Origin of the sequence: Fimbriimonas ginsengisoli Gsoil 348 (genome assembly GCF_000724625.1) — a bacterium.
Lineage (GTDB): Bacteria > Armatimonadota > Fimbriimonadia > Fimbriimonadales > Fimbriimonadaceae > Fimbriimonas > Fimbriimonas ginsengisoli.
In genome coordinates this window covers 2,131,089-2,154,389 of sequence record NZ_CP007139.1, presented here as the reverse complement: position 1 = coordinate 2,154,389, position 23,301 = coordinate 2,131,089, and the positions used below count along the sequence as shown (strand labels likewise).

The 23,301-nt window shown below is 61.3% G+C and carries 21 protein-coding genes; 10 read left to right on the top strand and 11 right to left on the bottom strand.

Going from position 1 to position 23,301, the window contains the following annotated elements:
• Positions 1-7: 7 nt before the first annotated feature.
• From OP10G_RS09880 to ftsY, 3 genes are all read right to left on the bottom strand, one after another.
• Complete coding sequence (locus tag OP10G_RS09880; RefSeq protein ID WP_025226054.1) at positions 8-337, bottom strand: hypothetical protein; 330 nt, start codon at positions 335-337, stop codon at positions 8-10.
• A 288-nt stretch (positions 338-625) separates the two neighbouring features.
• On the bottom strand, positions 626-940 hold the full coding sequence (locus OP10G_RS09875) for a hypothetical protein (protein WP_144241084.1): 315 nt from the start codon (positions 938-940) through the stop codon (positions 626-628).
• 2,389 nt (positions 941-3,329) lie between these two features.
• Positions 3,330-4,205: a signal recognition particle-docking protein FtsY gene (gene ftsY / locus OP10G_RS09860; protein WP_025226058.1), complete on the bottom strand. Its 876-nt coding sequence runs from the start codon at positions 4,203-4,205 to the stop codon at positions 3,330-3,332.
• 41 nt (positions 4,206-4,246) lie between these two features.
• Here ftsY and OP10G_RS09855 point away from each other — a divergent pair, with 41 nt between their 5' ends.
• From OP10G_RS09855 to OP10G_RS09845, 3 genes are all read left to right on the top strand, one after another.
• Positions 4,247-5,482 carry an MFS transporter gene (locus OP10G_RS09855; protein ID WP_025226059.1) on the top strand — a complete coding sequence of 412 codons (1,236 nt, stop codon included), beginning with the start codon at positions 4,247-4,249 and terminating at the stop codon, positions 5,480-5,482.
• Between the two features lie 291 nt (positions 5,483-5,773).
• The gene (locus OP10G_RS09850; RefSeq protein WP_025226060.1) at positions 5,774-8,047 is read left to right on the top strand and encodes an aldehyde dehydrogenase family protein; all 2,274 of its coding nucleotides are present in this window, start codon (positions 5,774-5,776) and stop codon (positions 8,045-8,047) included.
• Between the two features lie 115 nt (positions 8,048-8,162).
• Positions 8,163-9,590 (top strand): HAF repeat-containing protein, encoded by a 1,428-nt coding sequence (locus OP10G_RS09845; protein ID WP_025226061.1) that lies wholly within the window; start codon positions 8,163-8,165, stop codon positions 9,588-9,590.
• Positions 9,591-9,648: 58 nt separating this feature from the next.
• Here OP10G_RS09845 and OP10G_RS09840 read toward each other — a convergent pair whose 3' ends face one another.
• Positions 9,649-10,914, bottom strand: coding sequence for an ABC transporter substrate-binding protein (locus tag OP10G_RS09840; protein ID WP_025226062.1), 1,266 nt, complete (start codon positions 10,912-10,914; stop codon positions 9,649-9,651).
• 47 nt (positions 10,915-10,961) lie between these two features.
• Here OP10G_RS09840 and OP10G_RS09835 point away from each other — a divergent pair, with 47 nt between their 5' ends.
• Positions 10,962-11,315, top strand: coding sequence for a hypothetical protein (locus tag OP10G_RS09835; RefSeq protein WP_025226063.1), 354 nt, complete (start codon positions 10,962-10,964; stop codon positions 11,313-11,315).
• Between the two features lie 56 nt (positions 11,316-11,371).
• Here the strand turns inward: OP10G_RS09835 and OP10G_RS26250 are convergent, their stop codons facing one another.
• Positions 11,372-11,521 (bottom strand): lmo0937 family membrane protein, encoded by a 150-nt coding sequence (locus tag OP10G_RS26250; protein WP_144241083.1) that lies wholly within the window; start codon positions 11,519-11,521, stop codon positions 11,372-11,374.
• A gap of 89 nt (positions 11,522-11,610) precedes the next feature.
• Between OP10G_RS26250 and OP10G_RS09830 the strand changes: the two genes are divergently transcribed.
• Positions 11,611-13,188 (top strand): ABC transporter substrate-binding protein/permease, encoded by a 1,578-nt coding sequence (locus OP10G_RS09830; protein ID WP_025226064.1) that lies wholly within the window; start codon positions 11,611-11,613, stop codon positions 13,186-13,188.
• Positions 13,185-13,916, top strand: coding sequence for an amino acid ABC transporter ATP-binding protein (locus tag OP10G_RS09825; protein WP_025226065.1), 732 nt, complete (start codon positions 13,185-13,187; stop codon positions 13,914-13,916). Before OP10G_RS09830 ends, OP10G_RS09825 begins: the two co-directional genes overlap by 4 nt.
• A 175-nt stretch (positions 13,917-14,091) precedes the next feature.
• On the opposite strand, the gene OP10G_RS09820 is transcribed toward OP10G_RS09825, so the two are convergent.
• Positions 14,092-14,577, bottom strand: coding sequence for a transglycosylase SLT domain-containing protein (locus OP10G_RS09820; RefSeq protein ID WP_025226066.1), 486 nt, complete (start codon positions 14,575-14,577; stop codon positions 14,092-14,094).
• Between the two features lie 141 nt (positions 14,578-14,718).
• Here OP10G_RS09820 and OP10G_RS09815 point away from each other — a divergent pair, with 141 nt between their 5' ends.
• The 4 genes from OP10G_RS09815 to OP10G_RS09800 all read left to right on the top strand — a co-directional run bounded on the left by OP10G_RS09815 (position 14,719) and on the right by OP10G_RS09800 (position 17,712).
• A complete protein-coding gene (locus OP10G_RS09815; protein ID WP_025226067.1) occupies positions 14,719-15,042 on the top strand; it encodes an ArsR/SmtB family transcription factor in 324 nt (107 codons plus the stop codon).
• Positions 15,039-15,560, top strand: a complete 522-nt coding sequence (locus OP10G_RS24345) for an SRPBCC family protein (RefSeq protein ID WP_025226068.1) — start codon at positions 15,039-15,041, stop codon at positions 15,558-15,560. The genes OP10G_RS09815 and OP10G_RS24345 overlap by 4 nt, the downstream gene beginning before the upstream one ends.
• Positions 15,557-16,156 (top strand): ATP-dependent Clp protease proteolytic subunit, encoded by a 600-nt coding sequence (locus tag OP10G_RS09805; protein WP_025226069.1) that lies wholly within the window; start codon positions 15,557-15,559, stop codon positions 16,154-16,156. The genes OP10G_RS24345 and OP10G_RS09805 overlap by 4 nt, the downstream gene beginning before the upstream one ends.
• 86 nt (positions 16,157-16,242) lie before the next feature.
• A complete protein-coding gene (locus OP10G_RS09800) occupies positions 16,243-17,712 on the top strand; it encodes an N-acyl-D-amino-acid deacylase family protein (protein WP_038472940.1) in 1,470 nt (489 codons plus the stop codon).
• 161 nt (positions 17,713-17,873) lie between these two features.
• Here OP10G_RS09800 and OP10G_RS09795 read toward each other — a convergent pair whose 3' ends face one another.
• From OP10G_RS09795 to OP10G_RS09775, 5 genes are read right to left on the bottom strand one after another with little or no spacing between them, the layout of a single operon-like run.
• Positions 17,874-18,563, bottom strand: a complete 690-nt coding sequence (locus OP10G_RS09795; RefSeq protein ID WP_025226070.1) for a response regulator transcription factor — start codon at positions 18,561-18,563, stop codon at positions 17,874-17,876.
• A complete protein-coding gene (locus OP10G_RS09790; protein ID WP_025226071.1) occupies positions 18,545-20,671 on the bottom strand; it encodes a GAF domain-containing sensor histidine kinase in 2,127 nt (708 codons plus the stop codon). Before OP10G_RS09790 ends, OP10G_RS09795 begins: the two co-directional genes overlap by 19 nt.
• Positions 20,672-20,697: 26 nt before the next feature.
• Entirely contained in the window at positions 20,698-21,681 is a 984-nt protein-coding gene (locus tag OP10G_RS24340) for an AAA family ATPase (RefSeq protein WP_084179013.1), read from the bottom strand.
• On the bottom strand, positions 21,656-21,985 hold the full coding sequence (locus OP10G_RS09780; protein WP_025226073.1) for a cyclic-di-AMP receptor: 330 nt from the start codon (positions 21,983-21,985) through the stop codon (positions 21,656-21,658). The genes OP10G_RS24340 and OP10G_RS09780 overlap by 26 nt, the downstream gene beginning before the upstream one ends.
• Before the next feature lie 38 nt (positions 21,986-22,023).
• Complete coding sequence (locus OP10G_RS09775; protein ID WP_025226074.1) at positions 22,024-23,271, bottom strand: exo-beta-N-acetylmuramidase NamZ family protein; 1,248 nt, start codon at positions 23,269-23,271, stop codon at positions 22,024-22,026.
• Positions 23,272-23,301: the final 30 nt, after the last annotated feature.

The window sequence follows — 23,301 nt, the reverse complement described above, 5'->3', positions numbered from 1 at the left end:
TGGAAACCTACCGAACCGATTTGACGGATAGGTTGCCCAGAAGCATATTGTTGAATCCACCGTGCCGCGGCGGACGAGGCAGATCCAGCAGAGTGCCAAACTCGTTTGCTTTGGCGTTCGTTGCATCAAGCAGCCACACGCCACCCTCGATTCGCGAATCGTCGATTCGTCCTCCCGCCACGGCAAGCATCATTTCATATCCGGCAAACGGACTCGTGGCCGCGAGAGCGGGGCACCTCTCGGAGTCTTTAGGTGCACGGCCGTATTCGGCGGCGGTCATCCAGTTCCGCTGGGGCAGAAGTTGGTCGTTGTCTAGGGCATAGAGAGTCAATCCCATTCCCAGTTGCTTCAAATGCTGCGGACATGTTGCTTGGGGATTGGCGTACCTCTGGCTACAACCAGAGAGCAGGCCAATAGTGAGGATGCAGACCGGCGGAGGCGTTTGTGACTGTCATTTCTGGTCACCGCTCAGACTGCACCCTCGTCAATCCCAGGCATGACGCGGGCGATTTGTCGAAGATAAGGTGGTTAATTTGCAACTCCGTTAACCACCTGGGCACAGAGATCAAGTGTACAGGCAGAAGGTGGAAGAGGCCAAGCCTCCAAGACCTCCAGTTGCTACCAGCTAGGGAGCGAGGCAGTCCCCTAAGGCGAACTGAGCGTTTCCTTGCATGTGACCATCGGCAAGCTCCAGGCTCAGTCGACCGGGTGGAGGCTGAGGTGAAATGTCAACGGCGAGACTGGGAGACGAGTAGGACTGCGCTCTCCTCCCTCCTACCGAGAGGAATCGCCCGCGGGTTATCGGGACCGGAGCCTTATCGAGCACGAACAGAGGCGCATCTTCGTCGGGAGCCAAATTGGCAAGAGGTTCGATCAACCAGATATCCGTCTCCACCGTATGGAAAGCGACGCCGATGTGGGCCCGATAAAGCCACTGCATTCGGCTTGGATTGTATTCGGCCCCCCTAATCTCAACATCCTTCTGAAGGTCAATGTCTACTAATCGGCAGTCGTCGAACGACACGTGCTCGCCGCCTGCTCCGTCCAATACCCATTATCCTGCGAACAGGCAAAACGCCAGGAAGATTAGGCAGCCAACGCCGAGAGCTTGAGATGTTTTCAACCTAATCGATTAATCAGTCAGTCCATGGCTTCCGCCTTGGCGGCTATCCATTCCCCGGGGACTCGTCGGAGGATCGATCTCAAGGATATGGACTCGACCCGATGCCAATACTGCAATCTTTTTCGTGCCAGGCAGCCAGACCAAGGAGTGCTGGTCCATTCCCTTTGCCTCGGAAAACGGAGACTTCCGCGGCGCATCGCCCGCTACTACGATTGGGGTGGCTAGTCCGGTCCTGAGATCAACCGTCACCAAGGCGTATCGTTCTCTCGATGGATCCACACGCCGAATGAGTGTGGGGAGTCGAGCCACCATGGAAGAGGGCCAATTGTCGACACTAGTAAATAAAAACCCTGATTGCGGCGAAACCGCGAAAGACCAGTCTCGCCAGTAGGCGGCGAAGGGAGTCGGCGTCTTAGTTACAATCTTCACCGACCGGGCTACGGTTCCATCCGCCAACCGATACCAGACCAATCGGTCTGGCCGCCCGCCGAACCAGGCAATCAGTCTGTTCTGCGCATTGTCGATGGTGAAGGAACCCCAGTCGGCGCGTAACACCGTCCCCGTCGAATGGATAAAGGCATAGCGAGGAAGTCCCGAGATCTCAACGTCATCCTCTAATCTTGTTCGATCCAAAGCCCAAGGACCAGCCGGAAATCCGCCCGCTCTCCCCTTAAATGCGGCACGCTCTTCTCGAAAAAGAATGACTCCGTCTTTCCGGATGCCAACAATGTACGCCGAGGGCGACAAGGAGGCAGCAAGCACACGGCGACCCGTTGAATCGCATTGGTCGAGTCGCAGGTGACCCTTGCGATGGTATTCCAAATAGAACTTGCCCCTTTCGGCCGAACGCCACAGCCGTACGGCCTCCTTTTCCACGATCGTCCGGCGAAGCGGGTGGGTTTGAGAAAAGAGTTCAGGGCTATTTGTATAGGGCAGAATCACCTTCGCAATCACCTCCTTCTCCCAACTTCGGGGCGAAACCCGAGCGGCTGATACAACAGCTCAGTCAATTGACGATCCTCATGCCTGGGAGTTTTAGTTGAGTTGGCCAACTGTCACTACTTTGACCCTTCGATCTGGAGATTGGCTTGCCAGTTCCCACTAATCGCATGACTTCAGGTGGGCAAGAATTTCTTTGTATGTTTTCCGTAGATTCACATCATCCGCAACAGACCTTCGCATTTTTCTCAGAGCCAAATCGACGACCGAACGTTGCTCCACTGTCCAGTAGCCCAAACTAACAATTTCGTCGATCTTTGTTACCAATGCCTCGGGGAGAAGCCATTCTCCATTGCCGGCAGAGGTTGCTAGTATGTGTATGAGAAAAGCGGAATGTAGTAGGCCAGCCCTTCTGCAGTTAGAAGGAATAGGTCACCGTCGTGCAAGCCTCGTTCAAGCGCAACTTGCCATGGCAATTCCAAGAGGTTTTCCAAATCTGCTTCGCGCAAAGCATGAAGTTCTGCCGCAGCCTGTCTCGGCGGTGGTGGGGACTCGGCAAAGGCATGCCGGATCTTGTCAACGATCGGCGAGGAATCAGATTCGCTAAGCACCTAAACTTCACGTAGACTTTGCGACTTCTGAAAGCTGGTGACAGGACACCAGGAGCACTAAGGAAGAACTTGCGATAAGACCGAAGCAGACGACTCGCTCCGTCTTGGTGAACAGTGGGATACACAATATCGCCGCAGCACAGCCACACGTAACGAGCCCCCATATTAGAATGGCAAACGTAATTTCACTGTTGCCCGGCCCCAGCACCGACCCGTAGGGGTTACTTAGTGCGACCAAGCTAAAGACGGCCGAAGTTATCCCTCCGGTCATCAACGTAAAGAAAGATGCTCGAGTTATCCGTCTTAGCATGGCCTGAACGTCCGGAGGCTCGGCGAGTTGGCAGCTCTTTGAGGCATATGATATTGCGAGGCAGGAGAATCATGCAACTTATTCCTCGTGAAGTTGGCGCTACGGGTCGCCAGCTAGAAACGTCGCGTAGAGCCGACCGCTACATACTGCCATGGAGGTCAGCATCCACACTTCGTCGGATGCTGAATGACTCTCAGTTTCTGGGTTTGAAGCATCCAATATGCGAGGGCGCAGTAGCTAAGCATTTTACAGCGCCTTGGCGATTCCGGACCGATTCCCTCACCCCCAACCCCCTCTCCCTCGTTCGGCACATACATCCGAAGGAGGGAGAGGGGGCTCCGGAGTGCTACATCTCGAAGAGGGCGGCGGCGAACTCGTCCGGTTTGAAGTCTTTTAGGTCGCCGACTTTTTCGCCGGTGCCGATGAGCTTGATCGGGATCTTGAAGCGGTCGTAGACTCCGATTAGGGCGCCGCCTCGGGCGGTGCCGTCGAGTTTGGTGAGGACGAGGCCGGTGACGCCGGCGGCTTTGGTGAATTCCTCGGCTTGGCGGATCGCGTTTTGGCCCGTGTTCGCGTCGAGCACCAGCAACACTTCGTCGGCTTTGCGGCCGAGCGCCTTCTCGGTTACTCGCTGAACTTTCGCGAGCTCCAGCATCAGGTTCTCTTTACTGTGCTGCCGGCCGGCGGTGTCGCAGAGGACGATGTCGGCGCCGCGCGCCTTGGCGGCGTTGATCGCGTCGAAGATGACCGCGCCGGGGTCGGCGCCGGGAAGGTTTTTCACCAGGTCGGCGCCGGTTCGCTCGGCCCAGGTCTCCAGTTGCTCCGTAGCGGCGGCCCGAAAGGTGTCTCCGGCGGCCATCATCACCTTAAGGCCTTTCCGCTTGAGCCAGTTGGCGCACTTGGCGATCGTCGTCGTCTTGCCCACGCCGTTCACGCCCACAAAGAGCCAGACCGTGATGTCGTTCTCATTGATCTCGAAGCCGGGAGGCCCTTGCTGTCGGAATCGGTCGGCGATCGCCTTCTGCAGCCGCGCCTTCATTTCGTGCGGGTCGGTGATCTTCTCTTCGCGCACCTGGCGGCGCAGCTCGCCGAGGATCTCGGTGGTCACGTTGATGTTCGTATCGGCCTGAAGCATGGCCTCTTCGAGCTCTTCGTAAAACTCCTCGTCGATCACGCCCCGGCCCATCATCCGGTCGACGCGATCCATCAGGCGCTTGAACATATATCCACGAGGGTACCGGTTGCGCGGTCTAAACTGGTTGGGTGGCCCTCGCCGATCGCTTGCCCGCCCTCGGACATCGGCATTTTCGCAACTGGACGCTCGGTAGCTTCGTTTCGAACTTGGGTGGGCAGCTCCAAACGTGGGGGATGTTTTGGCACCTCGACGCGATGACGCACCAGCCGCTCGCGGTAGGTTACGTGGGGCTGGTCCGGGTGGTGCCGTTGCTCATCCTCGGCCTCTTCGGCGGCGTCGTCGCCGACCAGCGCGATCGGCGCAAGATCCTTCTCACGACCCAAACCGGGATGGCGAGTACCGCCGTTGCCATGGCTGCATTGACGTTGACCGGTCACATCACGCCCGCGATCGTCTACGCGCTCATCGCTTTCGAAGCGATCTTCCGCGCCTACAACGGGCCGGTGCGGCAGTCGATGATCGCGAACCTGGTTCCGACCGAGCTTCTCCCCAATGCCCTGGGCATCAACGGAATTCAATGGCGATTGAGCGAGGTTCTTGGTCCGGCGTTTTCCGGATTGCTCATTTGGGGGCTCGGACCCCATCTCGGTCTTACGGCATGTTATGTGCTCAACGGATTCTCATTCCTCGCCATGATCGCGGCGGTCATCAAATTGCCCGCCATGCCACCCAAGGTGGTTCGGTCGCGGGGAGCGCGGGAGGTCGTGGCCAGCATCGCGGAGGGATTTGCTTTCTTAAAAGCGTCGCCCGTGATCGCCAATGCGATGTGGATCGATTTTTGGGGGACGTTCCTCGCCGGTGCGCAGGCTTTGTTGCCGGCGTTCGTCCGGGCGGAACTCGGGCTGGGTCCGATGTGGTACGGAATCATGGCTGCCGCGGGCGGCGTGGGCGCAATGTTCGCCTCGGCGGCCTTAACTTGGCTCCCTCCGATCCGCCGGCAGGGGATTTGGGTGATCGGCATGATCGCCTCGTTCGGCGCGTTCACGTTGGTGTTTGGCCTCACGCGCAACTTCTGGCTGGCCGCCTTCTGCTACGCCGGGATCGGGGCGAGCGACATGATCAGCACCGTGCTTCGACAGACGATCCGGCAACTTGCCATTCCCGACCAGATGCGCGGCCGCCTCTCATCGATTGGGATGATCTTCCAGATTTCGGGGCCGCAGCTAGGAGACTACGAGGCGGCGGGCGTGGCGCAAGTGGCGGGAGTCAGAGCCTCCCTCATCCTCGGCGGCATCGGCGCCTTCGCCGTCGCCGGCTGGTATCGGTTCAACGGGAAGCTTCGAGATCACGAGCATAAGGCGTAGGACAATACAGAGGAGTGTATGTGAATCCCGTCCCACATGAAAAAGGCAGGATTTTCCCTGAGCCGTCTCCTTCCTTAGAGCAGTTGGCTCGACTTCAGAGCGTCGAGCCCTTTCGAAGCGTTGCGGACTTTAAAGGCTCACCCTGGACGGAGGAAGAAGGTACGAACGAAGATTTTGATGCGTGGCTTCGAGAAGTTCGAACTGAGGGGCGTCAAGAACGAGATCCAGGTGAATGAGTCCGGTCGGTGCTCTGAAATTCTTCCACTGTGCACTCCCAATCTACAATAGGGAGTGAGCATCTCGGAGATCTACCGCGATATGGACTATGGGCCGGCGCCCGAGGGGGCGGAGGTGGCGGTGGAGTGGCTGGAAAGCCATGGTCGGCAATTCGGGCACTTCATCGGCGGTGAATTCGTCGCGCCGGTGGAAGGCGCTCGCTTCGAGACCCACAACCCGGCCAACGGTAAGGTGCTCGCCCAAATCGCCCAAGGCTCCAAAGCGGACATCGACCTCGCCGTAGCCGCGGCCAAGACGGCCCAGGCTGGCTGGTGGCAAATCGGCGGATATGAGCGGGCGAAGGCGATGTACGCCATCGCCCGCCTTGTTCAAAAGCACGCCCGGCTCTTCGCCGTTCTGGAGTCGCTCGACAACGGCAAACCGATCCGGGAGACCCGCGACCTCGATATTCCGCTCGTCGCCCGCCACTTCTATCATCACGCTGGGTGGGCGGAGGCGATGGCGGACGAGCTTCCGGGCGCCGAGCCGATCGGCGTTTGCGGACAGATCATCCCGTGGAACTTCCCGCTCCTGATGCTCGCTTGGAAGATCGCGCCCGCGATCGCAATGGGGAACACGGTCGTTCTGAAACCGGCCGAGTTCACCTCTTTGACCGCCCTGTTGTTCGCTGAGATCTGCCGACGAGCGGGAGTACCCGCCGGGGTGGTGAACATCGTCACCGGCGATGGGGAGACCGGCCGCCACCTGGTCGAGCACCCGGATATCCAGAAGATCGCCTTCACCGGCTCGACCGAGGTCGGACGGATCATCCGCCGTACCACCGCTGGAACCGGAAAGAAACTTTCGCTCGAGCTCGGAGGGAAGTCCCCCTACATCGTGTTCGAGGATGCCGACCTGGACGGCGCGGTGGAGGGGCTCGTCGATGCTATTTGGTTCAACCAAGGGCAGGTGTGCTGCGCGGGGTCGCGCCTTCTGGTTCAAGAGAGCGTCGCCGAGCGGTTTTACGCAAAGGTCCGTGCCCGCATGGAGAACCTGCGGGTCGGCGACCCGCTCGACAAGTCGGTCGATATCGGCGCGATCGTGGCCCAGGTTCAACTTGATCGGATTGGAGAGCTCGTGCGGATCGGAGTCGAGGAAGGCGCAGACATGTTCCAGCCGGTCGGCTGTTCTTGCCCCGAGGAAGGCTGGTTCTTCCCCCCTACGCTACTCACCAACGTCAGCCCGGCGGCGACCGTCGCCCAGGTCGAGATCTTCGGCCCGGTGCTCGTCGCCATGACTTTCAGAACCCCGAAGGAAGCGGCGGAGTTGGCCAACAACACCCCTTACGGCCTTGCCGCGAGCGTTTGGACCGAGAGCGTAAGCCTCGCCCTGGAAATGGCAAGCCGCGTCAAAGCCGGAACGGTTTGGGTGAACTCGACGAACTTCTTCGACGCCGCGAGCGGCTTCGGCGGCTACCGGGAAAGCGGTTTCGGCCGCGAGGGTGGGCGAGAGGGGTTAGCCGAATACGTCCGTCGCACTGGCATGCTGCCAGTGGCGAAACCGCACGACCAGGATGGTCGTGATACACACGGGCTGGAAGCCCGTGCCACGGTGGATCGGACTCACAAAAATTACATCGGCGGCAAGCAGACCCGTCCCGACTCCGGCTACTCGCTGGAGACAGATGGGGAGGAGACGGCGCGGGGGAATAGGAAAGACGCCCGGAATGCGATCGAGGCCGCCGCCAAGGCGCAACCGGCGTGGGCGGCGCAGAGCGCCCACGGTCGAGCCCAGGTGCTGTATTACCTAGCCGAAAACCTTCAGTCGTTGGGAGACGAGGAAGCGGTCCGAGCCGCATTCCAAGCGGCGGCTCGTTGCGACAAGGCCGACGGTCAGACCCACCCGGTGCCGATGAAGGCGCTCTGCTATACGCAGAACGAGCCGGTCGGTACGATCGCCATCATCTGTCCCGACGACCGGCCGCTGTTGGCCCTCGTGGAGTTGGCGTGCGCCGCGATCGCGATGGGGAACGCCGTCGTCGTCGTGCCGTCCGAGTCCAATCCGGCGGCGGCGGCAGGGCTGTATCGCGTTCTCGACGCGAGCGACGTTCCGGCCGGAGTCTTCAATATCGTGTCCGGCCTCCGTAAGGAAATTGTCCCGACGCTCGCCGACCACGACGCGGTCAACGCGATCTGGTACTTCGGACCGGCGGAAGGAGTCGCCGACGTCGAACGCCGCAGCGCGGGCAACCTCAAGCAGGTCTGGACCGGAACCGACGTTCCACCGATCGCCACTCGGATCCAGCACGCCGTTCAGGTGAAGAACGTTTGGATTCCGTACGGAGCCTAACGTGGCACCGGCTTTCCAGCCGGTAGCCCAAGCATCTTCTCCTAGGAGCGATGGGCTTTGGGCTACCGGCTGGAAGCCGGCGCCACGGGGACGTACAATCATTCAGAGATTTCCAATGAGGCCTTTCTCGATTCTCTTCGTTCTGTTCGCCCTGACGGCTCTCTTGCTCAGCGGGTGTGGAGGAGGCGGGGGAGGATCGAAAACCACGTCCACGAGCGGCGGTGGGACGGCCGGCGGTCTCCTGGTCAAGAAAGAGCTCGGGGGAGTAGTGTCATCCGCCAATAACAAGGCGGTCGTCGTCATCCCGGCCCACGCGCTCGCGGAAGATACGAGGGTATTGGTTGCTCCGTTCACGGGAAGCCTGCCGGCGGCTCCGGCGAATAAAGTGATCGTAGGCGGAACGGCTTTCGACCTCACGCCGAACAGTCTCGCGTTCTCCACCCCGGCGTCGGTCACGATTCAGTACAATCCCGCGTCGCTTCCCCCGGGAGTACCCGAGAGCAGCTTGGCGATCTATACTCTCGCCTCTGGAGCTTGGCAACTCGTCGCCGGTTCAACCGTGGACACCGGCCCGCATACCGTTTCTGTGCCCCTCGCCCACTTCAGCGTCTATGCCGTCGTCGCTCCCGCCTTCGTGGGGAGCGGGCCGATTTATGACGTGATCGATCTGGGCGTTTTGCCGGGCGATGCCGGCAGCGTTCCGAACGGCATTAGCTCCAACGGAAAGGTGACGGGCATCTCGACGACGGCCGACGGCATCCTCCACGCCTTCCTTTGGTCGAACGGCACGATGACCAATCTCGGTCACCGTGGCAACGACATCTGGGCCGTTGGCAACGGAGTCAACGCTTCCGGAGTCGCGGTGGGAACATCCTTCCCGGATTCAAGCAACGCCTTTCCGGTGAAATTCGAGAATGGAGCCGTCACCCAGCTAGGTTCGGACGAAGGGACGGCGACGGCGATCAACGACCAGGGCGACTACATCGTGTCGAACACCGTGGTTCATAACGGAAACGTCACTCATTTCATCGGCTTTGCCCCCGCGACCCGCTCCGGAGCCCTCAATAATTCCGCTGACGTCGCCGGCTCTGCCACTATCGACGCCGCGATTTGGCGAAACGGATCGGCCGTCGACGTCGGCGTCCTGCCCGGCTTCGATGCTTCGACCGGAACCGCGATCAGCGATAACGGCAAGCTCGTGGGCACCGCGACCACCACCAGCGACACCAATCCCCAGGGGTTCATATGGGAGAGCGGCGTCTTTACGAGAATCCCGAATCTCACCGGCGACGACATCACGATCCCATACGGCGTGAACGACTCTGGCCAGGTGGTGGGCACCTCTTCGCAAGGGTTCGTTTCAGTTCGCGGCTTCCTCTACCAAAACGGCGTGAGCCAGGACTTGAACTCGCTGATTTCACGCACCACCGGCTGGCAGGTTCTCCACGCCTACGGCATCAACAACCAGGGCCAGATCATCGCGTACGGAGTCAACGGAGGCGTGCAACGCGCCATCCTCTTGAATCCCAAAGCGCACGTATAGAGGCAGAATTGCAAAAAATGGGTGGCATTCGGCCACCCATTTTTCGTTATCCGAACGATCACGGAATACGGACGATCGATCCGTCGGCGGCTTTATAGCTAGCCACGCGCATCCAACGGTAGCTGCCGGCCGAGCCGCCGACGGACCAGAAGTCGAAGTTCCCATCGTTGCGGTCGCCGGAGGCGTCGAATTTCGTCGGCCCGGTAACTCCCGTGTAAGTCGAGGCGGTGGCGAAGAGGGAGTTTCTTCGATCGGTCGCGGTGGCCGCGCTGCCGCCAGCCGCTTGGTACGAAAGAGCGGCGAGCCAGACCGCATCGTAGGCTGAGAGAGCAAACGCATCGGGATCCACCCCGGACTTCGCCTTGATGCGCTGGGCTACCGGCGACCATGTTCCGACTGCGCTATCGTCCAGGCCGAAGATCGGATTTGGAAATCCGTGCTGCGACATGAACGCCGCGGACCCTGCATTCGAGCTGAGCGCCGCGCTGGAAACGACGCCGTCGCTGCCGTACCACTTCACCGCGGATAGGGTTGGGTCGGCCTGGGCGAGCGCCAAGATCTGCGCGTCTTCGTCGAAGCCGGCCAGATAGACGCCGATCTGTGCGTCGGTGTGGGTCGCTCTAAGCGCCACGATCGCCGCCCGCACGGAGTTCAAGGTCGCGGTGAAATCCGTCTCGTTGGCGCCGTACCGGATTCCCGCGGCGACCTCGCCGCCTACGTCGCTAAACCGGGCGCTCACCGAAGTGAAAAGTCCGCCGTTCCCCGCGTCGTCGCGGGCGACCGGAATCAGCGCCTGAATGCCGTCGGCGCGGGCAAGGGCGACCAGCGCCTTCGCCTCCCGAACGTCGTCCGGCACCATCCGGAAGACGTTGTCGTCCGCAATCGACAGTGACGAAGCCGTGCTCCCCTGGCTAATGAGCAAGGTTCCGGACGAGTCGGCGGTCGCCTTAAGGCGAGCGACCTCGGAGCTCGACTGCGGTCCGACCACGTATCGCACCTGCTTGTCGACCAAGCTATTCAAGTCCGCCGCCGCCGTCTCGGGCAGAAGCTTGGTGTCCGTCACGAACAGCGTAACGCGGGTCGCGATCGATCGGCTCGCGAAGTAGGCGTTGACGTCGTCCCTCGCCAGCTCGACGGCGGCTTTGCTTGCCTTACCGAGGGTGTTCCAATTGCCGGTTAGAGAAAAAAGCCCGCCGATCCGCAGCTCGTTGGCCGTCGGGACCGGTGTCGTTCCCGGGTTGTTGCCGCTGCTTCCTCCGCAGCCGATCAAAACGTAGCCAGATACACCGAGGAGGACACACCGAAGCGCGGACAACTTGAACATTGCCCCCTAGCATAGTGTAAATACCGGTGTGTGCGAAGATAGGACGCATGAAGTGGTTTGCTTTCATAGCCGTTCTATCGATGACCGCGATCCCGTTCGCCGGATCGCAACCCCGTCAGGAGAAAGGCGGTCCCAGCGTTGCCACTTTAAGCCCTGAGGACCGTCAGAAGTTTGAGGCCCTCAAGGCGCTGATGGCAGGCGCCCAGCGCGTCCCGGTCCGATGGCGATACCGGGTGATCGACCTGAATGTCTCCCGCCTGAAACCGGCCCAACTGGAGGCAGTGCTCGACGAACGCGCCGGACAATACGGATTCGAGCTCGTCGGCACGACCGCTTCAAACGAGCGCGGCAAGACCCGCTTCCTGTTTAAGGCAAAAGTAGCATCGGCTCCCAGCCGATGAACTTCAATCCCCGGCTAGAGGGAGGGTTCATCGGCTGGGAGCCGATGCTACGGTTCCTAGACGCGGGCCGGGCCGCGCAGGAAGTGCATGATCAGGGAGATCAGCGCGACCAACAGGAGGAGGTGGATGAACCACATCGACACGTGGAAGGCGAGGAACCCGAGTGCCCATAGCACCAAGAACAAAACTGCTAGAAAGATCAACATCTATTTTTTCTCCGAAACCTGACTGATTGACCTCTCGCACTCATCTTCTGTTCGTTGGGCCTAGCGCGCCTCGGCTATAGTCTTTTCGGATGCAAGTTCGAGCCTGGATCCGGTTCCTACTTCTAGTCGTTGGAATGACGGCCTCCGGCGTGCTGCACGCCCAGGGAATCATCGACACGATTCGCTCGCGAGGCGAGTTGGTTATCGCCACCGACGCCACTTATCCACCTTTCGAATACAAGAAAGACGGCCAAATTATCGGCTTCGACGTGGACGTGGCCACCGAGCTCGCCCGCGACCTCGGAGTGAAGCTCCGTTGGATCGACTCGGAGTGGGCCGGCGTCCTGGGCGCGCTCGAGAGCGGAAAGGCCGACCTCGTCATGGCCGGCGTCACCATCACGGAAGAACGCAAGACGAAGGGGTACTTGTTCTCTCGCCCCTACTTTCTCTCCGGTCAGGTCATCGCCCGGCGAAAGGGAGATACAAGAATCCAGAAACCGGAGGATCTCAAAGACAAGATTGTCTCCGTTCAGCAGGAAACCACCGGACAGTTCGCCGTCCAAAAGATCGGCGTCCCGAAAGACCACATGCTGAAGTTCGACCAGATCCAAGACGGCCTCTTGGACCTGCGCAACAAGAAGTCCGACGCCTGCGTGGGAGACCTGCCGACGATCAAGGCGATCCTCAGCAAGGGATATCCCGAGATCGAGCTTGCCGGGCCGGTGTTCGTCAAAGAGAACCTCGGCATCGTCGCCTGGAAAACCCATCCCGAGTTGATCGCCCAGGTAAACCGGTCGCTGGATCGAATGATGGCGGGAGGCGCCTACGCTCGCTCGTATCCGCAATGGTTCGAAGAGCCGTACGACACCGCTCTCGTGGCCGCGCTCGACAAGGTGAAGGACCAAGGCTCCCCCGTCCCCGCCGCCCTCGAAGCGGCTACCGCCCACCCGATCGGTACGGTTCAGTCGGTAGGCGGGAGTGCCTTTACTTTCCGCTGGGATTTGTTGAAGGACGCGCTGCCGATCCTCGCGAGGGGAGCGGTTCTTACCTTGGAGCTGACGGCGCTCAGCCTGGTTTTCGGCGTCGTCGGCGGGCTCCTGTTGGCGTTGGCCCGCGTATCCCCGTTCGTGCTCTTCCGCCCCTTCGCAGTGGCTTATGTAGAAGTGGTGCGGGGCACCCCGCTTCTCATGCAGATCTACGTGATCTACTTCGTGTTGCCCGCCATCGGCATCGGCCTGAGCCCGTTCGTTGCCGGCGTCCTCGCCCTCAGCCTCAACGCGGCGGCCTACACTTCGGAGATTTTCCGGGCCGGCATCGAGAGCATCGACTCGGGCCAGATGGAAGCGGCTCGCTCGCTCGGCATGGATTATCCGACCGCCATGCGTTGGGTGATTCTTCCCCAAACCCTACGCCGAGTCTTGCCCCCGCTCACCAACGAGGCGGTCGCCCTCCTCAAAGATTCTTCGCTGGTTTCGGTGGTCGCGCTCAGCGAGCTGATGCGGGCCGGCAAAGAGATCGCCACCAACTCCGGTTCTCCCACCACGGTCTATCTCACCGTCGCGGTTTTCTATTTGGTCATGACCCTCCCGTTAACGTGGCTCGTACGCCGGCTCGAGCAGAAATGGCAACCGATTTCGAGGCCGCGGGCCAAGAAGGTGGCGGTATGAGCGTCCTAACGATCAAGGATCTGCACAAGAGCTTCGGCAGCAATGAGGTTCTCAAGGGGATCGACCTCAAGGTCGGTGAAGGCGACGTCGTGGCCCTCATCGGCGCCTCCGGCAGCGGCAAGTCGACCTTGCTCCGGTGCGTCAACCGTCTGGAGGCTCCAACTAGCGGTGGCGTCACCTTCCGAGGCGATCCAGTGACTCCCGAAAACGTGAATGCGATTCGCCGCCAGATCGGGATGGTGTTCCAGCGTTTCAACCTCTTCCCGCACCTTACGGCTTTGGGGAATATCACGCTTGCCCCCCGGAAGGTGTTGAAGCGTTCCGAAGAAGAGGTGGCGGCGGAAGGTCGGGCGCTCTTGAAGCAGGTCAAGCTGGAAGCGAAGGAAGAGGCCTACCCGGGCGAGCTCTCGGGTGGTCAGCAACAACGAGTGGCGATCGCCCGCGCGCTCGCGCTCAAGCCGGCGATTATGCTGTTCGACGAGCCGACCTCCGCCCTCGACCCTGAGCTCGTAGGCGAGGTGCTCGAGGTCATGCGAGACCTCGCGAAGTCCGGCATGACGATGATCGTCGCCACCCACGAGATCGCCTTCGCCCGCGACGTCGCAACCCGAGTGCTGTTCCTGGATAACGGCCTAATCTTGGAAGACGGCCCTCCCGAGCAAGTCCTCGTCAACCCCCGCGAACCCAGAACGCGAGAATTCCTCGCCCGCGTATTGTCCAAAACGTAGCATCGGCTCCCAGCCGATGAGCAAACGTGGCACGGGCGGCCCGCCCGAGTAATAGCCTCTCGTTCATCCAGGACGACCTTGGAGACGCAACCGCGCTCTCGCGGGACCCTCCAGACGTCGCGTCTGGAGGGATCGCAAGGATTCCGCTCATCGGCTGGGAGCCGATGCTACGTTGTTAGATCAGGTCTTGGAAGACCGCCATTCGCGAGAGCACATCCTTCCCGTAGTTGTGCCCGGTCGTATACAGGTCGCTGTCCCCTTTGAGCGTTCCCTTCTTGGCGCCGCCCTCCCCCGCGTTGTAGGCACTGGCCGCGATTTTCAGCCAACCGTGTCCGTTGGCGCCGCCGTAATCGGGGAAGGTCGTCTTGGCCCAATGATAGTTGTGGGCAAGGAGATTGATGCCGTAGTCGATCACCTTACTGGGATCGGTTTTCCAACTCCCGGTCTCTTTCGCCTTTTTAGCGATGTCGTGAAACCGGATGTCGACCTGCATCACGCCAACCGCGAATCCATGGTCGCCCAGAACGTTTTCGATGTCCGATTCGCGCGAAGCCACGGCCAAAACGTAGGCCAATGGCAAGTCGTGAGCGGCGGCTGACGTCTTCAGGATGTCGAATATGCCGGTTTGCTTTGCATGACTTAATTCAGCGGATCTTCCCATATTTAAATCTCCCTAACTTCGCCCTCATTATAGTGCAAGGCTGTCGCTATTCCTAGACCCTCCGGTGCTTGAGAGACGCCGACGGAGAAGCCCATTCCAAAAATTCGGAACACTTAAGTAAATTCTAAAGTATATTGAGCTATGACCGGACAGGCCGCCCCATCCGATGTGTTTGGCGCGATCTCCGCGCCAAGCCGACGCGACATGCTACGGATGCTGGCGCGCCGCGAAATGCCGGTAATGGAGCTGGCCGAGTCGTTCGATATGACGCTATCCGCCGTTTCCCAGCACCTTGGAGTGTTGCGCGACGCCGGCCTGGTCTCGCTCCGCAAGGAAGGACGACAACGCATGTATCGGCTGAACCCGGAGCCTCTACGCGCCGTCGCGGAGTGGCTCGAATTCTACGAACCGTTTTGGAACGACCGGCTCCATCAACTGGGCCAATACCTGGAGGAGAACCCTTGAACGAGAAACTGACTTTCGAGGCTTTTTATCCACATCCGCCGAGCCGGGTGTGGGAGGCCCTGACCGACGCGAAAGCGCTCGCCCACTGGCTGATGCCAACCGACTTCCAACCGCGAATCGGCTTTCGTTTCTCCCTCGAAGGGCACACTCGGGGAAGCAAAGCGAAGGTCAAAGGCGAAGTGATCGAGCTCGAAGTCGCCAAACTTCTTCGGTACACATGGGACGATGGAGAAGCGGGATCGCCGAGCGTAGTCACCTGGAATCTTCAGCCCCAGGACGGCGGAACCCTTGTCCGTTTGGAGCATGCCTCCACGATTGAGGTCCAACCCTACGTGCTCATCGAGGCGAACTTGAATTGGCGCTACGCCATGTACGCGTCGCTTCCAGTCCTGTTGACGCTTCTCCGAGAGGGGCGATTCCGCCCGCCGGTACCAATGGTCTACTGCCCGGATGAGCCCGAGGCGGAGACGGGGCGCCGCGCCGGTTTTCGGCAGGAGCCCGAGGTGGTGGCGCGATGATGCCGATCGGTGGATCTGTAGTGCCGATGGTCGTCGAGCGAAGTCCGCAAGGGGAACGCGCATACGATATCTACTCGCGCCTCCTCAAGGATAGGATCGTGTTTATCGGCGACGAAGTGTCGGACGGCATGGCCAATCTCGTCATCGCCCAGATGCTATTTCTGGAGAAGGAAGACCCCAACGCGGACATCGACGTGTACATCAACAGCCCCGGTGGCAGCGTGTCGGCCGGACTCGCGATGTTCGACGTGATGCGGCATGTAAAGTGCCCCGTGGCGACGACCTGCGTCGGGATGGCTGCCTCCATCGCCACCCTCCTGCTCGCGGGTGGGACAAAGGGGAAGCGCTATGCGATGCCGAATACCCGCATCATGATCCACCAGACTAGCGGCGGCTACCGGGGAACATTCAGCGACGCTCGGATCTACCTGGAGGAGATGCAGCGGCTGTTCGAGAAATACGTCGAAATCCTGGCCCAGTGCACCGGCAAGCCCGCCGACCAGATCCGGCAAGATTGCGACCGCGACTTCTGGATGTCCGCCGACGACGCCAAATCCTACGGCCTCGTCGACTCGATCATCGATCCGAAGAAGTAATTTGGGAGTGCGCGAAGCTCTTCGCGCTTTTCACCCGTGCGGAGCGCGAAGAGCTTCGCGCACTCCCAAATGCGTATTCTAAAGATATGATCCTCGCCGCCTATCTCGCCCTTGCCATCACTCGGTCCGGAATCGTGATCAGGGGCGGGACGGTGTACGACGGTACCGGGCGGCCGCCGTTCGCGGCCGATGTGCGGATCGAAGGCGACAAGATCGTCGGCGTCGGGACGATACGCCCCCAAAAAGGGGATCGAATCATCGACGCGACCGGCCTCGCCGTCGCCCCCGGATTCATCGACGCCCATAGCCACGCCGACGGGGGGATCCTGGAGGATCCAAACGCGGAGACCCAAATCCGGCAGGGGATCACCACCGCCGTCGTCGGTGAGGACGGCGGCTCCGCGCTGCCGGTGAGCAAGTTCTTCACGCAACTGGAACAGCACCCCGCTTCCATCAACTTTGCCAGCTTCACCGGCCAGGGGACGATACGGCAGGCGGTGCTTGGGAACGACCAACGCAAGCCCACGGCCGCCGAGCTGAAGCGGATGAAGGAGCTCGTCGACCAAGATATGCGCGCGGGAGCGCTCGGCCTCTCCACCGGCCTCGAATACGAGCCGAACCGATACGCCGACACCGCTGAGATCGTCGAGCTAACCAAGGTTGCCGCGCGGCATCACGGCATCTATATCAGCCACGTCCGGAACGAGGATAACCAGGCTTTCGAGGCATTCCGCGAGCTAATCGAGGTCGCCCGGCAAGCCCATATTCCGGCCGAGATCAACCACATTAAGCTCTGCTCCACCCGAGTCTGGGGGCGCGAACCGGAAGTCGGCCGAATGATGGAAGCCGCCCGAAAGGAAGGGCTGGATATCACCGCCGACGTCTATCCGTACACCTACTGGCAATCGACGATTCGGGTGATCATCCCCACCGAAGAGTTCGGCAACCGTGCCCTTTGGGAGCAAGGATTGAAGGATGTCGGCGGCCCCTCCCACGTTCTGCTGACGGGCTACTCGCCCGACCCGACGTGGGCGGGGAAAACGATTGCGGAGCTCGCCGACAAGACCGGTAAGGACCCGATCACGCTCATCCAAGAGATCATCGAGCGCTGCTACGGCAAGGGAAACAAAGGGGAGGAGAGCGTGGTGGTCACCGCGATGTCGGAGGAGGACATCACCAACTTCATCCGCGACCCGCACATCATGTTCTGCAGCGACGGCGGGTTGCACGGCACCCATCCTCGCGGCGCGGGCAGCTTCCCGCGGATCCTCGGCGTTTACGCTCGCGAGCGCAAGGTGATTTCGATGACGGAGGCGATTCGCAAGATGACCTCGCTCCCAGCGAAGCGGTTCGGCTTCCGCGACCGGGGAGTTATCGCGTCGGGGAAAACGGCGGATATCACGCTGTTCGATCCCAAAACGGTGGTCGACACCGCCACCACGAAGGAGCCCGAGGCGAAGCCAATCGGCATCCCGACGGTGATTGTCCGCGGGGTGGTGGTTTTGGAGAACGGAGATCCGACCGGCGCCCACCCCGGGCGCGCTTGGCGGAAGTAACGTAGCACTGGCATCTTGCCAGTGGGTCCCAAGGGCATCCTGCCCTTGTGCTCGTTGTGGCACTGGCTTCTAGCCAGTGGGTCCCAGGGGCATCCTGCCCCTGGCCGAATTCACACGACCAGGACGGTCGTGATACACACGGGCTGGAAGCCCGTGCCACGCTAAACGGCTTCTAGGCGGTAGCCGTAGCCGCGGACGGTGTGGATGTAGGTCGGGTGGTCGGGGTCGGGTTCGATCTTTTTTCGGAGGCGGTAGATGTGGACGTCGAGGCTGTTGCTGCTGAATTCGATATCGAACCCCCAATTGCGCTCGAAGAGCGATTCTCGGGTGAGCACGCGACCGGCGTTGGCGGCGAGGTGGGCCAGCAGCTCGAATTCCCGCTTCGTGAGCTCGATCGGCTTCCCGTCGATCAGCGCTTCCCGAGTGTCGTGATCGATCTCCAATCCGCCGATCCGCTTGCGAGAGGTGGCGGGCGCCGACGCGTATTCTTGAGCGCGCCGCAGGTGAGCCCGCACGCGGGCGATGAGCTCCGACGGGTCGAACGGTTTGGTCAGGTAGTCGTCCGCACCCACCTCGAGGCCGATAACCTTATCCATCGCTTCGCTGCGAGCCGTGAGCATGAGGATCGGAAAGCGATGAATCGCCCTCAGGCGGCGGCATAGCGTTATCCCGTCGAAATCCGGCAGAGAGACGTCTAGCACCGCCATGTCCGGAATTTGCCGCTCGACGGCCCGCAGCCCCTCCTCGCCCGAAGAAGCGGTGGCCACCTCGTACCCCTGGCTCTGAAGAAGCCGGGCTACGTTCTCTAAGAGGAACCGGTCGTCGTCGACGACTAAGAGGCGGGCGTCCATGAACCTCCGATCGGCAACATCACCGTAAAGGTACTACCTCGGACGGGGTTGCGGGCGGCGGAAATCGTCCCGCCGTGGGCTTCGGCGATCCGGCGGCAGCTATAGAGACCGAGGCCAAACCCGTTCGCGCGGGTAGACCGGAACGGCTCGAATAGACCTTCGAGCGAGTCGCGGGGGATGCCGGGGCCGTCGTCGGCGAATCGAATTCTTACGCTTTCCGCCACTCGAACCACGCTGATCGTTAGCGTTCCTCCTCCGGTCGCATCCATCGCCTGGACGGCGTTGAGGATCAGGTTGACGAAGAGATGTTCAAGTTGGTGCGGATCGCCGGAAACGCTGGGGACCCCCTTCGCAATTCGGGTCTCGGCCCGGACGCGCCCCACCCGGAGCTGAGCCGAGGTGAGGGATAGGACGCCACTGATCACGCTCTCCAACTCGACCGGCCGCGGCTCCAGCAGGCGCGGCTTGGTGTAGGAAAGAAGTCGCAGGGCGAGCACATTGAAGCGGGCGAGCTGTTCGCGCACCGAGGCGATGGCGACGGTCGGATCGCAGGCGTCGGGCGCGGTCAGGAGGGCGAGCGAAGCCGTGATGTTCCGGATGTCGTGCGCGGTACTGGCGGCGAGGGTGCCGGCCACGGAGAGTTTCTCCTTCCGCAACAGCTCGTTGTGAGCGTCCCCCAGCTCGGCGTTGGCCCGAAGCAGCTCGTTCTGGAGCACGTGAGTCGAGAGCAGCAGACAGACTTGGTCGGCGAGCGCCTCTACGTGGACCCGGTGGCGCTCGTCTTGCGGAGGCGGCCCGGTTCGGCCCAACGCGATGAGGATCTCGCCGACCTCCTCTTCCATCCTAAGGCAATACGCCAAGTGGGTGGCGCGAAGACGCCGCAGCAGAGGCAGCGATGGGTCCGTGAGCACCCCCGAATCGCGCCCGGCCGGAAAGCTCTCCGCGGTAAACGCGGAAGGGCGTGACGTTCCCGCATACCCTTGAAATTGTTTGGAGCCTCGCCGACGGACGAGGACCGCCGCGCCGTCGTAGGCAAGCAAACCGGCCAAGAGCCGGGTTTGCTCCCGCAAAAGGTCGTCCGTTTGTGGGTGCTCCGCGAGCAGGGCGAACGCGGCGTTCATCGCCTCGAACACGCTGTGGGTGGCGACAAGGTCGTCCTGTTGTCGGCGCAATTCCTCGTCTTTCTCGGCCAACCGCTCTCGAATGAACCGGTCGCGGATCAGCTCCGAGGAAATTCGCATCGCGACCAGCGACATGAGCTGCACGTCGCTTTCGCCGAGCGTGCAGTTCGTTCGCCCGTCGAGAAGGCAGATCGTGCCGATCGGCGACCCCGTTTCGTCCAGCACCGGCGCGCCCAGATAGCGGGTGTAACCGGCGCGCGCGGGCCGAATGCGCGTAAATTCCCCGCTCGCCTTGGCATCTTGGACGAGGAACGGTTTCATGTCGCGGATCGCGTATTGGCAATAAGAATCACGAACCCGGTTGCCGGTAATGCGAGTCAGCACCGACTTGGGACCGACGACGCCGCGGAACACCATCATGTCCCCCTGCCGAATGGAGAGGATGGCGGTGGTGCCGTCGAAGAACTCCGACACCGCTTCCAAAATCCGATGGCACACCACGTTCGGATCCGGGTCTTGGAACGAGCTGATCTCACCGAGGACCCGGTGGACATCGAGCTGCCGTCGTTCTTCGGTGATGTCGCGGAACGTCCAGAGGCGGCCGACGATCTGCCCGCCCGGGTCGGTCACCGGAGCGGAGTAGCGGCGAAGGACAACTCGCTCCTCACGTTTCAAAACGAGATCGTCGTGGAGAATCTTCCGCGGTTCGTTGTAAACGTCCTCGAGCGAAGCGAGCCAGGCCGCCGGGTCGGCGATGATCGGAAGCACCCGGCGGCGAAGCTCCCCGACGCCGCACTTGACGACGTCTTCGGCGGGCACGCCGAAGATCTCTCCGAACCGGCGATTGCAGGCAAGGCTCTGGTGCTCGAGGTCGGTCAGGAGCATTCCCTCTTCGGAGGCGCGAAGGACGGCGCGCAGCATCGATTCCGTATCGCCCGCGACAAGCGGACGAAACGCGAAATCGTCGTGAGTTTCGAGCGCCGCCATCCCCTTACAGGGTAGATCAATTATCGTTAATTTCGGGCGAACAGCTTCGCCATCAGCGCATCGAAGACGATGGATGCGGAGCCGTTTTGTACGATCCGGCGGTGGGCCTCGGTGACGTACTGCGTCCACTCGGGCGGCGCCTGAGGTTCGCGGGCAAGATAGATGGCGAGCATCTCCAACGATTCCGCCTGGGCGGCGCGCGCGCCGCATCCCAGCGACTTTTCCAGCGCGTCCGACGCTAGGCGAAGTTCTTCCGCCGCGACGAGCGCCTCTCCGGGGTTACGGAACACGAGGCCTCGCGCGAAAGCGGTCAGCCGGCCGTAGGCGGCACGATGGGCAATGACGTGCCGGAGCCGGCCAGGTGTCCCTTCGGACATCCGCAGCTCTTCTTCGGTGGCGTCCGGGAAGGCGTTGCGGAGAAGCTCCTCGGCGGGAGATTCACAGGCGACCGCCAAGCAGCGGGAAAGGATCGTCGGCAGGATCGCCCCGACCGTATCCGTGGTCAGGATCAGCTTCGCGTGAGGGTAAGGCTCTTCCAGCGTTTTAAGCAGCGCGTTGCTTGCCGCGTTGTTCATCCGGTCGGCCGATTCGATCATCACCACCTTGTGGCGTGAAAGTAACGGCAGCGTGCGGAAGAACGAGATGACCGGGATATTCGCCTCGGCGTCGGCGGAGCTCTCCGTGATCGCTTTGACCGGGATGATCCGGCTCGGCCCTTGCGGCTCGATTCTGAGGAAGTCGGCGTTCGTGTTCCGCTCGAAAGCGCCGCAGGCGCGGCAAATGCCGTCCGCCCCTTCCGGGCCGGGCTGCTGACAGAGCCAGGCCTGAGCCAGTAACTCGGCCAATACGTTCTTGCCCGAGCCGGGCGCGCCGTACAGGAGGACGGAGTGCACGCCGGATTGTCCGGTGATTAGCTCTCGAACGACCCGCTTGGCGGAGGTAAGTCCCAAGAGCGGTTCGAGCTGAGTAGAGGTGGTCAACGACTTAGAACCGATGAAACTGCTCGACATCGAGTACGAACATAACGGCGCCGCCGACCGGCACCTTGACCGGATTGGGGATGAACGCACCCGGAGGCGCGGCTTCGTACGGCATCACGTTGACGAGCTGCTCGCGGCTCTGAGAGTTGTCGGAGACGACCTTCCGTAAAGTTGGGAGTTCGGGCTCTTCAACACCGATCAGGAAGGTAGTGTTCCCCTCGCGGAGGAAGCCGCCGGTCGAGCCGATGATCGTGAACTTGAAGCCGGCCTTCACCAGTTCGTCGGTTACGCGGCCCTTGTCGCGGTTGTGCACGATACAGACAGCGAGCTTCATCCGAGGCAATTATAACGCAGGGATTCCCGAGAGCAAGATCAATAGAGCAGACACGAGTTTCGCTCGGGCGCAAATTCGGCGCATTCGTGCAAGCACCGGCTCCGGATCTCGCTGAGCGGGCTCAATCCCTCGATCGCTTCCCGCACCCACGTATCGCCCGCCAGGATGTCGATCGGCATTCGATCGAACTCATATTCGTAGGGAGGCAACTTCCAAGCAAAACCGGGCAAATCGCACTCCGGCGAAGCGGCAACGAAGCTCTTGGCGGTCTCGGTATGGACGGGGAGCCGGTGCATACCGGTTTGCCGAACGATCTCTTGAAGTAAGGCGATGTAGGTGATGACTGGTTCAAACGAACGCCGGTCGGTAACGTGGACAAATACACCCTCGCATTCCCGTCCGGCGTGCTTGTTGAAAGTCGGCTGGAATTGAACCGGCCGAAAGTGCACTCCACCCAGCGCCAAGCGGTTCAAACTCTCCGCCAAAGGCCAGCCCTTCAGGAAAGGGGCGCCCACTATCTCGAACGGACGCGTGGTTCCTCGACCCTCGCTTAGGTTCGTTCCTTCGAGAAGGCAGCCGCCTGGATAGACAACGGCGGTGTCGACGGTCGGCATATTCGGCGACGGCATCGCCCAAGGTAAATCCGCATCCTCGAGGTAGTCGCTTCGCGTCCACCCGGTTGCCTTTACGACTTCCAACGTAGGTTCGGGGCGAAGCCGGCGTTGCACGAAGGTCGCGACCTCGCCCGCCGTCATCCCATGCCGCGTCGGCACCGGATAGAGGCCGACGAAGCTCTCAAATCCACTTCGCAGCATCAGGCCCTCGACCTGCAGTCCGCCGATCGGATTCGGGCGGTCGAGCACCAGCACCGGAATACCTACCGCCGCGGAAGCTTCAATGCAGTTCGCCATCGTCCAGGCGAACGTATAGTAGCGCGAACCGATGTCGGGGATATCGACGACGAAGAGGTCGATCCCTTCGAGCATCTCTTTCGTCGGCTTCCGCCGCTCTCCGTAGAGACTGTGGATGGTCAAGCCGGTCCGGGGATCGGTGTCCCCCTCCCACTCGATCATGTTGTCCTGGGTATGCCCGAAGAGCCCGTGTTGCGGCCCAAAGACGGCGACAATCGACAGTTCGCCCGCCCGGTGGAGCGGCAAGAGCAGGTCGATCAGGTGCCGGTAGTCGCGATCGATCGACGCCTGGTTGCACAAGACCCCAAGACGCCGACCCCTTAGGCGAGAGAAACCCTCTCGGGCTAATACGTCGAGACCGGTCGCGGTCGGCATGCGGTGAGCGTACCGTGCAATAAAACGCGG